Genomic DNA, 15,511 nt, shown 5'->3' with positions numbered 1-15,511 from the left:
TTCATCAAACAACCATTTTATTTTCATGTCTTATATAAGATATAAGACACTTGCAGCACCAAGATCTTCGCTCTACAATCATTTCATCCTTCACCACATAGAAAGGCGCTCACATGCTACAAGCCTATCGCCAACACGTTGCCGAACGCGCAGCCCTTGGTATTCCACCCCTTCCGCTCTCGGCGCATCAGACTGCTGACCTTATCGAGCTGCTTAAAGCACCTCCGGCAGGTGAAGGCGATGTACTCGTCGAACTGATGACATATCGCGTACCAGCGGGCGTCGATGATGCCGCCAAAGTCAAGGCTTCATACCTTGCTGCGGTCGCGCTAGGCTCAGAAAAGTGTGCGTTGATTTCGCGTGCCAAGGCCACTGAGTTGTTGGGCACGATGCTGGGTGGTTACAACATCGGACCGCTGGTTGAGCTGCTCGACGACAAAGAAGTCGGCACGATCGCTGCGGACGGCCTCAAGAAAACATTATTGATGTTTGACGCGTTCCACGACGTCAAAGAAAAAGCTGAAAAAGGTAATGCCAATGCAAAATCAGTGATGCAAAGCTGGGCCGACGGCGAGTGGTTTACGAGCCGCCCCGAAGTCCCCAAGAGCCTCAAGATTACTGTGTTGAAAGTGACAGGCGAGTCCAATACGGATGACCTGTCTCCTGCGCCTGACGCCTGGAGTCGTCCTGATATTCCTTTGCACGCCTTGGCGATGCTCAAGAATCCACGTCCTGGTATCGAGCCTCAAGAAGCCGGCAAGATTGGCCCTGTTAAATTCATCAACGACCTCAAGAAAAAAGGCAACCTCGTTGCTTATGTGGGTGACGTGGTGGGAACGGGCTCCTCACGCAAATCCGCCACAAACTCCGTGTTGTGGTTTACCGGTGAAGACATTCCTTTTATCCCAAACAAGCGTTTTGGTGGCGTCTGCCTGGGCAATAAAATTGCCCCGATTTTCTACAACACAATGGAAGATGCTGGCGCACTGCCCATCGAGCTCGATGTCTCCAACATGAACATGGGTGACGTGATCGAGTTGCGTCCTTATGACGGCGAAGCATTAAAAGATGGCAAGGTCATTGCAAAGTTTCAAGTCAAGTCAGAAGTTCTATTTGACGAAGTACGTGCCGGCGGACGTATTCCGCTAATCGTCGGTCGTGGGCTGACTGGCAAAGCACGCGAAGCACTCGGTCTGCCAGCTTCGACCTTGTTCCGCTTTCCACAAAATCCTGCAGCCTCCGCCAAGGGCTTTACCTTGGCGCAAAAAATGGTGGGTCGCGCGTGTGGCTTGCCTGAAGGCCAGGGCGTACGCCCCGGTGCGTACTGTGAGCCAACGATGACTTCCGTAGGCAGTCAGGACACCACTGGCCCAATGACACGCGACGAGTTGAAAGATCTGGCTTGCCTGGGCTTTTCTGCCGACTTGGTGATGCAGTCCTTCTGCCACACCTCGGCCTACCCTAAAAAAGTGGACGTCAAAACGCATCACTCACTGCCTGAGTTTATGAGCAACCGTGGCGGTATTTCACTACGTCCCGGTGACGGTGTGATTCACTCCTGGCTCAACCGTATGTTGTTGCCCGATACAGTCGGCACAGGCGGTGACTCGCACACACGTTTCCCAATCGGCATCAGCTTTCCGGCTGGCTCTGGTTTGGTAGCGTTTGCTGCTGCGACTGGCGTGATGCCTCTGGATATGCCTGAGTCGGTGTTGGTGCGTTTTAAGGGCAAAATGCAACCTGGTGTCACCTTGCGTGACCTTGTCAGCGCGATCCCTTTGTATGCGATCAAAGCTGGCCTCATGACTGTCAGTAAGTCAAACAAGATCAACATCTTCTCTGGCCGTATCCTCGAAATCGAAGGTTTGCCAAACCTCAAAGCCGAACAGGCCTTTGAATTGTCAGACGCGTCGGCTGAGCGTTCCGCTGCAGGTTGTACTGTTCGTTTGAATAAAGAGCCCATCATCGAGTACATCAACAGCAATATCGTGATGTTGAAGTGGATGATTGCCAATGGCTATGAGGACGAGCGCAGCCTGACGCGTCGTATTCAGGCGATGGAAGCTTGGTTGGCTAATCCCCAGTTGCTCCAGCCTGATGCAGATGCCGAGTACGCCGCCGTGATTGAGATCGACCTGGCCGACATTCATGAGCCCATCGTGGCCTGCCCGAACGACCCTGATGACGTCAAAATGTTGTCAGATGTCGCTGGCACCAAGATTGACGAAGTATTTATCGGTAGCTGCATGACCAATATTGGTCACTTCCGTGCGGCTTCGAAGTTACTCGAAGGCAAGCGCGATATGCCCGTCAAACTCTGGATCGCACCACCCACCAAGATGGATGCCGCACAGCTGACCGAAGAAGGTCACTATGGCGTTTTTGGTTCGGCCGGTGCACGCACCGAGCCACCAGGTTGCTCGCTGTGCATGGGCAACCAGGCTCAGGTCCGCGAAGGTGCGACGGTGATGTCCACCAGCACACGTAACTTCCCCAACCGTCTGGGCAAAAATACCAATGTGTATTTGGGCTCTGCCGAATTGGCAGCCATTTGTTCGAAACTTGGTCGTATCCCAACCAAAGAAGAGTACATGACAGACATGGGCGTGCTTAAAGACAGCAGCGCCGAAATCTACAAGTACCTCAATTTTGATCAGATCCCTGATTACAAGGATGTCGCTGACGCCATCTAAATCCAGTACTCCGGTTGGAACAGCCGGAGCACATCGTTAGAGAGGTTCGAGCTCTTCAAGCCACCTGTGTTTGACCCCACAGGTGGCTTTTTTATTTTGCGTGAATTGTGCGTCTGGTGTAGGATAAAGAGATCCACACCAAGGGGCGTACATCATGAAACACGACACACTGAACACGCTTAAAAAATTCAAAATAGGGAAAAAACAAGCGAACTTTTACTCACTCCCGGCGCTCGGTGAAGCGCTAGGCGTGGATGTCTCTCGTCTGCCGGTCTCTATTCGCATCGTGCTCGAATCGGTGATGCGAAATTGTGATGGAAAAAAAGTTACTGAGTCGCATATTCGCGAACTCGCTGGTTGGAAGCCAAAAAGCAAACGCGAGCTTGAAATCCCCTTCGTGGTCGCACGCGTAGTGCTCCAAGACTTTACAGGTGTGCCCTTGCTCGCCGATCTCGCTGCGATGCGTGGTGTTGCTCAAAAAATGGGCAAGGATGCCAAGTCGATTGAGCCACTCGTGCCAGTCGACCTCGTGGTCGATCACTCCGTCATGATTGATTACTTCGGCACGAAGGACGCACTAGATCTCAACATGAAGGTTGAGTTTTCGCGCAACAAGGAACGCTATCAATTTCTAAAGTGGGGAATGCAGGCCTTTGATACGTTTGGCGTGGTGCCTCCCGGCTTTGGTATCGTGCATCAAATCAATCTAGAGTACTTGGCGCGCGGTGTCCATCACGACAAAAAAAATGATGTTTATTATCCTGACACGCTCGTCGGCACCGACAGTCACACCACCATGATCAACGGGATCGGCGTAGTCGGTTGGGGCGTGGGAGGGATCGAGGCCGAGGCTGGCATGCTGGGGCAGCCTGTCTATATTTTGACCCCTGACGTGGTCGGCGTGGAGTTGTCAGGCGAACTGCGGGGCGGCGTCACCGCGACTGACTTGGTGCTCACCATTACAGAGTTGCTCCGCAAACAAAAGGTCGTGGGCCAGTTCGTCGAATTTTGTGGTCCGGGTGCAGCGAAACTGTCTGTCACTGACCGTGCAACCATTGGCAACATGGCCCCAGAGTATGGTGCCACGATGGGCTTTTTCCCGGTCGATGCACGCACAATCGAATATTTCGAGGGCACCGGTCGCACCAAGGACGAGGTCAAGGCGCTCGAGGCCTACTTTAAGGCGCAAGGGATGTTTGGCATCCCCAAGGCCACCGATATTGATTACACCCGCGTGATCAAACTTGATCTGGGCACCGTCGTACCCTCTCTGGCGGGCCCTAAGCGCCCTCAGGACCGCATTGAAATTGGCAATGTTAAAAAGACCTTTAAATCACTGTTTTCAAAACCCATCGCCGCCAATGGGTTCAATCAACCCGCTGCAAAACTCAACAAACCTTTTAAGACAGCCTCGGGCAGAACACTGAACAACGGCGACATTCTGATTGCGGGAATTACTTCTTGTACCAATACCTCTAATCCGAGCGTCATGCTTGCGGCGGGTTTGCTCGCTAAAAAGGCAGTTGAGGCCGGGCTCACTGTCCCCGCCCACGTCAAAACTTCCCTTTCCCCTGGTTCGCGCGTCGTCACAGAGTATCTTGAGCGTGCGGGGCTCTTGCCTTATCTGGACAAACTCGGCTTTGATGTCGCCGCCTACGGCTGTACAACCTGCATTGGAAATGCCGGCGATCTGGTGGCCGATTTCAATCAAGCCATCCTGGACAATGACTTGATCTGTGCAGCCGTACTCTCAGGCAACCGAAACTTTGAGGCGCGGATTCACCCGAATCTCAAAGCAAACTTTCTCGCCTCACCGCCTCTGGTTGTTGCCTACGCCTTGGCAGGCAATATCACCCGTGACTTAATGACAGAACCTGTGGGTCGTGGCAAAAAAGGCGATGTCTATCTTGGCGATCTCTGGCCCACCGCCAAAGAAGTCGAAAAGCTCATGAAGTTTGCGATGGATCCCAAGGTGTTTAGAGCCAACTATGCCAAGGTGGAAAAAAAGCCTGGCAAACTTTGGCAAAACATTGAAGGCGTCATGGGAGACTTGTACAACTGGCCAAGCTCCACCTATATTGCCGAGCCACCTTTTTTTGACGGCTTCACCATGGAACCCAAACCGATGCCAGCGGTGAGAGGCGCTCGTATCCTGGGTATTTTTGGCGACTCCGTGACGACCGACCATATTTCACCGGCAGGCTCGATCAGCGATGCAACACCTGCAGGTCAATGGCTACTCGATCATGGCATCCAAAAGGCGGACTTCAACAGCTACGGTTCGCGCCGCGGTAATCACGAAATCATGATGCGAGGTACCTTTGCCAATGTCCGCATTAAGAACCTGATGATCCCACCCCGCCCCGATGGCTCTCGCGTTGAGGGTGGGCAAACCTTGATGCAACCCGATGGCGAGCAGATCTCAATCTATGAGGCTGCCATGCGCTACGTCTCGTCGGGTATTCCTACCGTTGTCTTTGGTGGCGAAGAATATGGCTCAGGTTCCTCACGCGACTGGGCCGCAAAAGGCACTCAGCTTTTAGGGGTCAAAGCAGTGATTGTTCGCAGTTTCGAGCGGATCCACCGGAGTAATCTGGTTGGCATGGGCGTGCTTCCTTTGCAATTCAAAGGCCAAGACAGCGCGGCCTCCCTGGGCCTGATCGGTGCAGAAACCTTCGATATAGAAGGGCTTGAAACAGGCATCATTCCGCAGCAAGACGTGACCCTCGTGATTCATCGTCCGGATGGCTCGAGCACGCGCATCGCAGTCTTATTACGCATCGATACGCCCATTGAGGTTGACTATTATCAACACGGCGGGATTCTGCCCTTTGTACTGAGGCAACTCTTAGCCGCCTAAGCACGTCGAGGAGTCTAGATAGTTCGTTACACTAGACTCCTTTTGTCGGCAGGCACGCAAACTCATGGCACGTCTTCGTTCGAGCTCTACTTCTACCCGCCTGACGCGAGATGCTTCGCGTCTGGTGGCGCTTGCGCTCGCGCTTCATAGCTCTGGCAGTCGTGTCGAGGACCGTTATTGGGAAGCCGAGCTTGCGACGGTCTTGCTCAAGCTGCTGCGCACACATAATGACGCCGCGATCGATGCAGCGCTCGAACATCTTTCTCAAACCCATTTAGGTGGTTACGAGGTGTTGATTGAACAAGCCGAGACGCTCTCTGAATCATGCATCCTAACCGCAGAGGGTAAAAAAGATGGCAAGCGCTTTGATGTGCTGCTGCTTGTCGCGCCCTTGGTGGCGTGGACACGCTACAGTATTCCCTCCTGCGAAGTCCCCACCGCCATGGCACAGGCTTTGCGTGAGCACCTCCAAGCCCATATCCTAGCCAACGATACTCAGGTCGCACTCTTTCCTCATCTGGTCAGCCTGGATCAAATGCCACGCACCTTTTGCGAAACGTGGGACTGGCTGCAAAAACTTGGTTTGGCGGCTTTAGGTACCTCTTTTAATGCGCCGAAGTTAAACACCGAGCCCGAAGCGTTTAATATGTTGGCCGACACACGCTACCTTGTAGCAGCTGTCGCCGTCCCCGAAGGGCAGCCGTTGTTTCGCTGGCAAGAAGAGCCTGGTGAACTCGGTCTAGGTCGTGAAGTCTGTCTGGAGCGCTGGGCCGCAGAGACCAAGCCACACATGACGAATCTCCTGCCGGGTTGTGGCTTTGAAATTCTCACGCCCGACGCCTACTACGTGAGTAATCGGGATGCCGATCGACGCGTACGACCCTTGTCCGTCAAGGCAGCGGTTTCTTGGCTAGGTGCTGCGCTCAATATCGAGCCCGCCCAACTGCGCGCCGTCGTGGCAGGCTGTGGTGAGCGTCGTATCGACGAATATCGTATTGGCTTTACCCAAAAGAATCAAAACGAAGTGGTCTATGGCTGCCTGTGGCCACTTTATGGGCGTGAAGATGATCAACCGTTGCTCGAACATGAGCCCCCTCCAGTTGAAACCATAGAAGAAATCGCCGCTCTGCTCAAAGAGTGTGGCGTCAACGATATCCGACGCTTACCCGGTATGATGATGCCCGAGTTTTGCGAAGACTGTGGCGCACCCTATTTTCCCAATCCCAATGGTGAAATGGTGCACGCCGAACTCCCCGAAGACGCAGAAACAGCGCCACCGCACTTTCACTAGCCATGCGCGCAGATATTTTTTGCCGAGTGATCGATAACTTTGGCGATATCGGCGTGACCTGGCGACTGGCGCGGCAACTTCAACAAGAGCACGGGTGGTTGCTACGACTATGGGTTGATGACCTCAATAGTTTTCAGCGACTTGAGCCGCGCGTATCCGTTGCTGTCACTCAACACATCGATGGTATAGAAATCATCCATTGGGCGCACTCAACCGACTTCACACCCGCGCCAATCGTGATTGCAACTTTTTCTTGTGATTTGCCAGACCAGTATTTAGAAAACATGCGTGCGCAGCACAATCATCCAACGGCAAGACCCGAAAGCCTGTGGATCAATCTTGAATACCTGAGTGCCGAGGCTTGGGTCGAAGGCTGCCATGGACTCCCATCCTTGCGCGCTGACGGATTATCTTCACATTTTTTCTTCCCAGGTTTCACGAAGCAAACAGGTGGATTATTGCGTGAATCAGCGTTGATTGCCCAGCGCGATACTTGGCAAAAAGATCGTGCAGCACAACGCGCATTTTTGGAAAAACTGGGCTTAAGTCAAGCTGCGATCGCTGCGCTTTTTCCTGCCATACGAGACAACCCAGCAGCCAGACTCGTCAATTTATTTTGCTACAACAACGCGCCTGTCGCTGCACTGATCAAGGCATTTAGCACAGACCCACGACAAACGGTCTTACTCATCCCCGAAGGCATTCTCCCGCAATATGCGTCCGGACAACAGGGACAGCTCTTGATAGAACGTGTGCCGTTTTTACCTCAAACCGAATACGATAAAGTCCTCTGGACCGCCGATCTGAACTTCGTCCGTGGTGAGGATTCCATTGTCCGTGGTATATGGGCCGGCAAGCCCCTGATCTGGCAGATCTACCCCCAGACAGAGAACACCCATTTGGTGAAATTACGGGCATGGTTCGTGCAAACGGGATTGCCTGAGGATATTTGCAATGTCATGATGAGCTGGAATCCAGAGAGTGCGCAGATTGGTTCTGCTGCCGCAGAAGACTGCACTGCATTCGGCAGCGCACTGCAACGACAACTCAAACCAGAAAACTTTTACGCCTGGCAGCAGCATGCACACCGCTTCTGCACCAATCAAACAGCCCAGATCGACTTTGCGACAGCGCTTACGACGTTCTGCCAGAGCAAACAAGGCCAAGAGCAAAGCAAATTTGCCCAAGAAAGGCTAAAATAGAAGGCTTTTCTATCCCTAACTCCGGCTTATACTGTCCCGGAGACTTATAGCAACCGGAGTTTATTCGAATGAAAACAGCACAAGAGCTGCGCGTCGGCAACGTGATCATGATCGGCAAAGACCCGATGGTCATTCAGCGTGCCGAGTACAGCAAGTCAGGCCGTAACGCCTCTGTCGTCAAATTCAAATTCAAAAACCTGCTGACCGGCTCAGCCGCAGAAAACGTTTGCAAAGCAGACGAAAAATTCGAATTAGTCGTACTCGATCGTAAAGAGTGCTCCTACTCGTACTTTGGCGACCCCATGTATGTGTTCATGGACGCTGATTTCAACCAGTACGAAATCGAAGCAGAAAGTATGGGTGACGCCATGCACTACCTCGAAGAAGGCATGCCAGTTGAGGTTGTGTTCTATGACGGCCGTGCAATTTCTATCGAATTGCCCACGATGCTTGTTCGTGAAATCGTCTACACCGAGCCCGCCGTGCGCGGTGACACTTCCGGCAAGGTCATGAAGCCAGCAAAGATCAATACAGGCCACGAATTGCCTGTGCCCTTGTTCTGCTCGATTGGCGATAAGATCGAGATCGACACACGCACTGGCGAATACCGTAGCCGCGTGATGTAAATCTTTTTGCTGTCGCAAAATTAGCTAAACATAATGATCGATGAGAATATCAACAACAAGGCAAGTCCAAAATATCATGTAAAACGATTTTTTGAAAATCGAAAAATTGACTTAAAAAACAAGATCGTTGTTGATATTCCTGCAGGGAACGGAGTCACAGCAGAAATGCTGTTGAACTTCGGGGCACAGGTAAAAGCTTTTGATTTATTTCCAGAGTATTTCATGCTGGATGGCGTCACCTGTCACTTTGCAGACGCGATGAAAGAGATACCTCTTGAGAGTCGCCACGCAGACTGGCTTGTGTGTCAAGAAGGCATTGAGCACTTTAGCGATCAACTGAAAGCACTAAAAGAATTTAACAGGGTATTAAAGAAGGATGGTCATCTGATTGTCACGACACCCTCTTATTCAAGTCTTTCTGCAAAGTTAAGTTATCTATTGTTCGAAAGCGAAACCAATCGCTCAATGCCACCCAATGAGATTAACGATATCTGGATGTCCTCAAAAAATAAAAATGAAATTTATTATGGGCATATTTTTTTAATCGGACTGCAAAAACTTCGAACATTAGCCAAGCTCTCTGGCTTCAAAATTGAAGAAATAAAATATGTCAGGATCAGCAAAGGCTCATTGCTATTACTCCCATTCCTATACCCTCTTATTTTAATAAACTCATGCTTTGTATATCTTAGAAATATAAATAAGAACTCTGAGATATCAATGGAAACCAAGAAAAAAGTTTATCTTGAGCAATTAAAAATCAATATAGGAATTAAAAACTTAATCAATAGACACACCTTAATTCATTTCAAAAAAGAGTCAGAACTGAGCGATCTAGATTTTCGAATCGAAAGTATAGTTAAACCATTTAATGAAATAATGTGATTAACAGAATTTATTTAATTCTAGCCAGCTCACGATCCGCTGTGCACAAAGACTCACATCAATAGTGGCCATATTTGACAGCTCTTTACCCTGTAACTCTGGACTAAAGCTGAGCGTGCGTGCTTCGCTATTGCAGGGACGCCATCTCAGAGGGGTCGCCGAACGTTTGGCGGGAAAAAAACCAACGGTTGGTACATCGAGCGCTCCCGCAACATGCAGTGGTCCGGTAGAACCAGCAACCATCAAATCGGCAGTCGCAATACTTTTTGCAAAAGCAGCAAGTCCCTCAGTCGAACGATAGACCACACTTTCGATATATTCTGGAATACGCTGGTGCAAAGACTCAACGCTCTGCTCCTCGCCCGGGCCACACGTCAAGACCCACTGGGGCAATGCTCGCTGCTCTTGCTGCAACTGTTGATGCATTGAAATCACCAATTGCGCATATTGCTCAATCGAGAGATTATTGGCCGAGCCACCCGAGCCACTATGTAAAAAAAACCACGGCCTAGCAGCATCGAGTCCGAGCATGTTGGCTAACTGATCGCGCAACGCAGTCTTTTCGTCTAAATTCATCGACCAGTAAGGTGGTGAAGACTGAGCCGGTTTGTGACCTAAACATTCAATTAAAGCCGAGGCTAGCTCAAGATTGTAGATAAACTCAGGTCTCTCTGAACGAGAGCGCCTTTGAACCACAGTGCGATTATAAAAAACCTGAGCCCACTTTGTTGCTGGGGCAAACCGGATAGGAATTCGACCTTTAAAAACCTGCCATCCTATCCTTCCTGTGGAGAATAACGTCAACACAGCGTCAAAATTTTGACGGGTCACTTGATCAAGATCTTGAGGGTCCGTCAGTACATGATCCACCCAGGGACAGACCTCGGCAAGCGACTGGGTGTAGGCAGGCACCAGCACACTGAGTTGACATTGGGGTAAAGAGCGCTTGAGAAGTGCCAGGGCAGGCCAGGCCAGCATGAAATCGCCCAGCTTATCGTTGCGAACGACCAATATCCGTAAGAGCTTCATGCGCTTGGGGGATGCTTCGTAGATGAAGCGCCTTGATCCACCTGCTGCCGTTGCGTGGTTCCCCTGACCCAAAGATCAGCGTATTTAACAAAGGTAGAGTGCGCAGACAAGACAGCGAGTAACAAGCCCGGTCGACCATCCAGAAAACCTGCCTTTAATATATACATCCGCACAAAGCAACTCAACCCATGCAAAAAAGCGACGCTGAGACGAGTTGTTTTACCCTGCCGTTGCCGTCCCTGAGCCCACAGCTCGGCATAATGGGCAGATTTAACGAGGTAGTGCCGCATACTGTCATACGTAAAGTGAAGTAAATCGCCCTGCAGTCTTTTGACTGGCAGACTGTTGGGATACATTAGCTTTTCATGAACTAGGTCACTGTTGTAATGCGCGGCCTCTCTCGGATAGAGCCGGTCAATCCGATCCGGATACCAGCCTGAGTGACGAATAAACCCTCCGAAACACCAACTCAAGCGTGACATTCTGCCAATGGCAGGTTCACCCTGAATATGGGCTTGAATCGAAGCTTTCAACTCAGGCGTCACTCGCTCATCGGCGTCAATCATCAAGACCCAATCGCAACGGGCCAGCGCTTGGGCGCGCTGACGTTGTATCCCAAAACCTTGCCAGTCGTGAGCTTGTTCAACCCGTGCATTAAAAGACTCAGCGATGCGACAAGTCGCATCTGTACTTCCAGAGTCAAGCACAAGCAATTCATCGACCCACTGCAAGGTACTGAGACACTGAGCGAGATGGGCCTCTTCGTTTTTGACGATGATGACTGCAGACACCGTACTCATGAATGATGATGACCTTATGCTGTGGATGATGCCGCTCAAGATACTTATAACAATAACACTAAGGAATCCGTACTAACACGTTTGCACAGATCCACGGGGGGGGGTCATCGCGTCGCGCGTTCGAGTTCATCCAGCCAACGTAGCGCGTAGAGGCGATCCGTCCCGCACATCTCTTCTGATGGCTGCAGTCCGCCACAAAACGCGGGGCGCTCCGGCAGACCAAAGATCGCGCAGCGGAAGTCTGCTTGTAAATGAATACACGGGACACCCGCGGGCTTGCCGTGCGGCATCCCTGGAATCGGACTCGTAATGGAAGGGGCGATGCAACAGGCACCGCAATGCCTGTCACTGCAAACGATCGGCATCAAGAAAGTCAGGCAAGGCCACGACGGAAATCCCATCTTCGACCAGCGCCTCTCGCTCTTCGGGGGTGGCGGTTCCACGGATCGGGCGCTCTTCGGACTCACCTTCGTGAATGCGACGGGCTTCGTCGGCGAAACCCGAGCCGACATTTTCAGTATTGCGGACTAATTCTCGCATCTGTTGCATGATGGCAGCCTGGATTTGAGCCAACTGGAGAGCCTCCGGCGAAGATGCCACGACGGTTTCACGTGAGGCATTTGCACCAGCGCCTGCACCGTCTGAGACGCGAGACTCAACATCAAAATGTCCCACATTCAACCTTGGGGCTGACAAACGCTTTTCAATGGTGGCACTGTGACACATCGGACAGGTCAGCAGCCCACGGGCTTGCTGCGCGTCATAATCCTCGTGCGAGCCGAACCAACCTTCAAAAAGGTGACCATGCTCACACTGCAAATCGAAAACTTTGAGTCCCATACACTTAATCTGAGGGCAATATTGAAAATTACAAGTATTACAAAGTATAACGGACTCACTCTGTTTACCAGACGATCACCCTAAACGAGGCACAGCAGCGAGTAACTCTCGGGTGACAGCACTCTTGGGCGCCTGAAGGACTTGCGACGCATCGCCAAACTCCACGACCCTGCCTGCCTCCATCACTGCTACGCGGTCGGCTAAATACTCCACCACGCCGAAGTTATGCGTAATAAACAAGTAAGCCATGCCTGTTTCTTTTTGTAAATCTGTCAATAAATCAAGGATTTGGGCCTGCACCGAGACATCGAGTGCCGACGTAGGCTCATCCAAAATCAAGACTTCTGGTTCTACCGCCAACGCACGGGCAATCGCGATGCGCTGTCGCTGACCACCAGAAAACTCATGTGGATAACGATCTGCGGCATCTGAGGGCAAACCGACTCGCGCTAACAGTGCAGATATACGCTGGGACTGTTCTGCGACATTCCACTCGGGACGTAAGGCCGCGATCCCTTCTTGCAAAATCTCCCGGACCCGCATGCGAGGATCAAGGGAGGCGAAAGGATCTTGAAACACAATCTGAATGCGGCGGCGCAGTGCTTTCATCTCTGTGCGAGAGGCCGTCAAGAGATTCTGATCACCGAGCCGAGCGACACCAGAAATCGCGGCTGATGAATCAATCAATCTCAACAGCGCCTTGGCAACCGTGGTCTTGCCGCAACCTGAGGCACCGACAAGTGCCAGTGTTTCGCCTCGCTGAAGGGAGAAACTCACTCCCTGAACAGCTTGATTCATGCCCACTTGTCTGCGCAACAAGCCCTTGCGAATGGGATATCCAATCTCTAATTGCTCCACCACAAGCGCGGGCGCCTGCCTACCGAGGTTCGCAGAAGATTTGACCGAAGCGTCAACAGCACGCGAACCCGTACCCGATATGAGAGCACGATGTATGCCAGCTTTAGTCACCGAAGGGCTCAAAGGCTGTCCACGTTTTGCAAACGTCGGGATCGCGGCAAATAATTCTAGCGCGTAGGGATGTTTAGGGGCGTTGAAAAACTGATCAGCAGGCGCGGTCTCAACAATTTGACCATCACGCATCAAGGCCACGGTATCGGCCACATCACGCACCACAGCCAAATCATGCGTGATCAACAAGACCGCCATACCAAACTCTTGCTGAATATCGCGAATCAAGCTCAAGACCTGTGCCTGCACGGTCACATCCAACGCCGTTGTAGGTTCATCAGCAATCAACAGTTCCGGCTCTGCAGCCAAGGCAATCGCGATCATGATGCGCTGCTTTTGTCCACCGGAAAATTGAAAAGGATAATCATCAATTCGCCGCTCAGGCTCAGGAATCCCCACGCGCTGCAACCACTGCACCGCTCGACTACGCGCCGCAGCGCCCCGCAAATCCGTATGCGTGACAATCGCCTCACACAACTGATCGCCCACTCGCAAAACAGGATTAAGACTCGTCCCAGGTTCCTGAAAAATCATGCCCGCGCGACCGCCCCGCACCGTCCGCATAGAGGACTCAGATAACGTGTTGATGTCAACGCCGCCTAGGACAACACTGCCTTGCGTCACGCGTAAGGCCTCTGGCAAAAGTCTCATCAACGCAAGCGCTGTCATACTCTTTCCAGAACCAGACTCGCCCACGAGGGCAAAGGTTTCACCACGATGCACGGTCAGTGCCAAGGCTTGTACAGCATGACGCCAGGCCTCGCCGGTATCAATCACTACATCAAGCTCTTGCACCTTGAGGATCGCAATCTCGGCGTGCTGACCTCTGGATGAAGAGGCGTTTGATACCGCTACGCCAGTCTGAGTCGCACTGTTCCCATTAAAAAGATTAAAGCGTCTCGGGCGAAACATCCTCGAGCGAGGATCAAACGCATCACGCACTGCATCGGCAAATAAATTCGCGGCCAACACCAAAGCCAACATAAAAATAAAAGCCGCGAGCAGGTTCCACCAAATCATGGGGTCGCGCGACATTTCGAAGCGTGATTTTTCAATCATGGAACCAAAAGAATTCATACTCGGATCGACACCAATACCGAGGTAGGACAACACCGCTTCGTACAACACCAAACCGGAAAATTCCAGCACCACCGTGATCAAGACGATGTGCATCAAGTTAGGTAACAAGTGACGCGCCATGATGCGCCAATTAGAAATCCCGAACGCACGCGCAGCCTGAACGTATTCGAGTTCACGCAGCTTAAGCGCCTCGGCACGCAGAAGCCGACATAAACCCGCCCAGCCCGTCAGACCTAAAATCATGCAGAGCAAAAAGAGGCGCAGGTCAGCACGCTGAGCGGCCGTCGGAAACAAACCTGGATGAGTATCAATATAGACCTGCATCATCAACACACAGGCAGCGATCAACAGCACGCCCGGAATCGAGGTGAGTGTCGTGTAGACGTACTGAATCACATCGTCGATCCAGCCTTTGAAATATCCCGCAGATATACCAAGAACTAGCGCAGGCGGCAGCATCGCGACTGTCGTCAGACTGCCAATGATCCAAGCTGTACGAATACTTTTTAATGCTTGCCACAACACATCGTTGCCCGTGCGGTCCGTACCGAGGACGTGATACCCCGTTGCTAAACCAAACACCACGCCCAACAACAGGCAAAGCACAAAGACCGTACTCAGCATCGCGCGCCAGGGGAGCTCGGTCTCTCCTTGAACAATCTGTTTGAAGACCTCCGTGCGTGACCCCTGCCCCACGCACAATACCGTCACGCCAGCAAGCAATAGCGAGACCAAAAGACCAGCTAACAAGCCTAAACCCGCGCGGCGCATCACGTCACTGCCCCAGTCCTGCGCAGGATCAACGAGATGTCGACCACCAAAGCGCAGACGCGGAAAATCTCGTGTAGGTGTGCCCCCTTCTTGCAACACAGACTCTTTGGTGAATTGCAGCCAAGCCAAGGGCTCTGAGTACGTTTTCTCTGGCCTAACAAAGGCGGTGTCTTCAAGCAGCACATCCAGCATTGAAACAACCTTAGGCGCGTAAACTGGTGCGGCATTCGCAGGCGCACCTGCAAGAGGCGGCAAGCGCGGCTGAAAATGCATGGAATCGAGCAAGCCGATCACGACAAAGACGGACAACACCACCGCCGAACACATCGCAGGCGCACTGCGCGCCACTCTCGACCACGTGGCGCGCAAATTGCGGGAACGCGAGACATGCCAGGCATAGACCAGGGTCGCAAAAAATAGTACGAAGATCGCGATATCGGTCCAGAGGAAAATGATTTTAGGCAT

11 protein-coding genes are annotated in these 15,511 nt (G+C 52.0%); 6 read left to right on the top strand and 5 right to left on the bottom strand.

Translation table 11 applies throughout. The features are described 5' to 3' along the window. Positions 1-113 precede the first annotated feature (113 nt). The 6 genes from acnB to AC8GE9_RS09480 all read left to right on the top strand — a co-directional run bounded on the left by acnB (position 114) and on the right by AC8GE9_RS09480 (position 9,557). Positions 114-2,693 (top strand): bifunctional aconitate hydratase 2/2-methylisocitrate dehydratase, encoded by a 2,580-nt coding sequence (gene acnB, locus AC8GE9_RS09505; protein WP_506676923.1) that lies wholly within the window; start codon positions 114-116, stop codon positions 2,691-2,693. Between the two features lie 154 nt (positions 2,694-2,847). After that, the gene (acnA, locus tag AC8GE9_RS09500) at positions 2,848-5,553 is read left to right on the top strand and encodes an aconitate hydratase AcnA (RefSeq protein WP_506676922.1); all 2,706 of its coding nucleotides are present in this window, start codon (positions 2,848-2,850) and stop codon (positions 5,551-5,553) included. A gap of 64 nt (positions 5,554-5,617) precedes the next feature. Continuing rightward, positions 5,618-6,844, top strand: a complete 1,227-nt coding sequence (locus tag AC8GE9_RS09495; protein ID WP_506676921.1) for a DUF2863 family protein — start codon at positions 5,618-5,620, stop codon at positions 6,842-6,844. A gap of 2 nt (positions 6,845-6,846) precedes the next feature. Continuing rightward, positions 6,847-8,046, top strand: coding sequence for an elongation factor P maturation arginine rhamnosyltransferase EarP (earP, locus tag AC8GE9_RS09490; RefSeq protein ID WP_506676920.1), 1,200 nt, complete (start codon positions 6,847-6,849; stop codon positions 8,044-8,046). Between the two features lie 68 nt (positions 8,047-8,114). Continuing rightward, complete coding sequence (gene efp, locus AC8GE9_RS09485) at positions 8,115-8,672, top strand: elongation factor P (RefSeq protein WP_506676919.1); 558 nt, start codon at positions 8,115-8,117, stop codon at positions 8,670-8,672. Positions 8,673-8,705: 33 nt separating this feature from the next. Then, a complete protein-coding gene (locus AC8GE9_RS09480) occupies positions 8,706-9,557 on the top strand; it encodes a class I SAM-dependent methyltransferase (RefSeq protein WP_506676918.1) in 852 nt (283 codons plus the stop codon). Here AC8GE9_RS09480 and AC8GE9_RS09475 read toward each other — a convergent pair whose 3' ends face one another. The 5 genes from AC8GE9_RS09475 to AC8GE9_RS09455 form a co-directional block, all read right to left on the bottom strand. After that, positions 9,558-10,586 carry a glycosyltransferase family 9 protein gene (locus tag AC8GE9_RS09475; RefSeq protein WP_506676917.1) on the bottom strand — a complete coding sequence of 343 codons (1,029 nt, stop codon included), beginning with the start codon at positions 10,584-10,586 and terminating at the stop codon, positions 9,558-9,560. Then, positions 10,583-11,386: a glycosyltransferase family 2 protein gene (locus AC8GE9_RS09470; protein ID WP_506676916.1), complete on the bottom strand. Its 804-nt coding sequence runs from the start codon at positions 11,384-11,386 to the stop codon at positions 10,583-10,585. The genes AC8GE9_RS09475 and AC8GE9_RS09470 overlap by 4 nt, the downstream gene beginning before the upstream one ends. Positions 11,387-11,490: 104 nt before the next feature. Beyond that, a complete protein-coding gene (locus tag AC8GE9_RS09465; RefSeq protein WP_506676915.1) occupies positions 11,491-11,751 on the bottom strand; it encodes a YkgJ family cysteine cluster protein in 261 nt (86 codons plus the stop codon). Then, positions 11,732-12,226, bottom strand: coding sequence for a DUF1178 family protein (locus tag AC8GE9_RS09460; RefSeq protein ID WP_506676914.1), 495 nt, complete (start codon positions 12,224-12,226; stop codon positions 11,732-11,734). Before AC8GE9_RS09460 ends, AC8GE9_RS09465 begins: the two co-directional genes overlap by 20 nt. 75 nt (positions 12,227-12,301) lie before the next feature. Then, the gene (locus AC8GE9_RS09455; protein ID WP_506676913.1) at positions 12,302-15,511 is read right to left on the bottom strand and encodes a dipeptide ABC transporter ATP-binding protein; all 3,210 of its coding nucleotides are present in this window, start codon (positions 15,509-15,511) and stop codon (positions 12,302-12,304) included.

This window comes from Zwartia lucis (assembly GCF_965234455.1).
GTDB classification, from domain to species: domain Bacteria; phylum Pseudomonadota; class Gammaproteobacteria; order Burkholderiales; family Burkholderiaceae_B; genus Zwartia; species Zwartia lucis.
The sequence above is the reverse complement of the archived record's forward strand: the minus strand, read 5'-3'. Positions and strand labels throughout refer to the sequence as shown.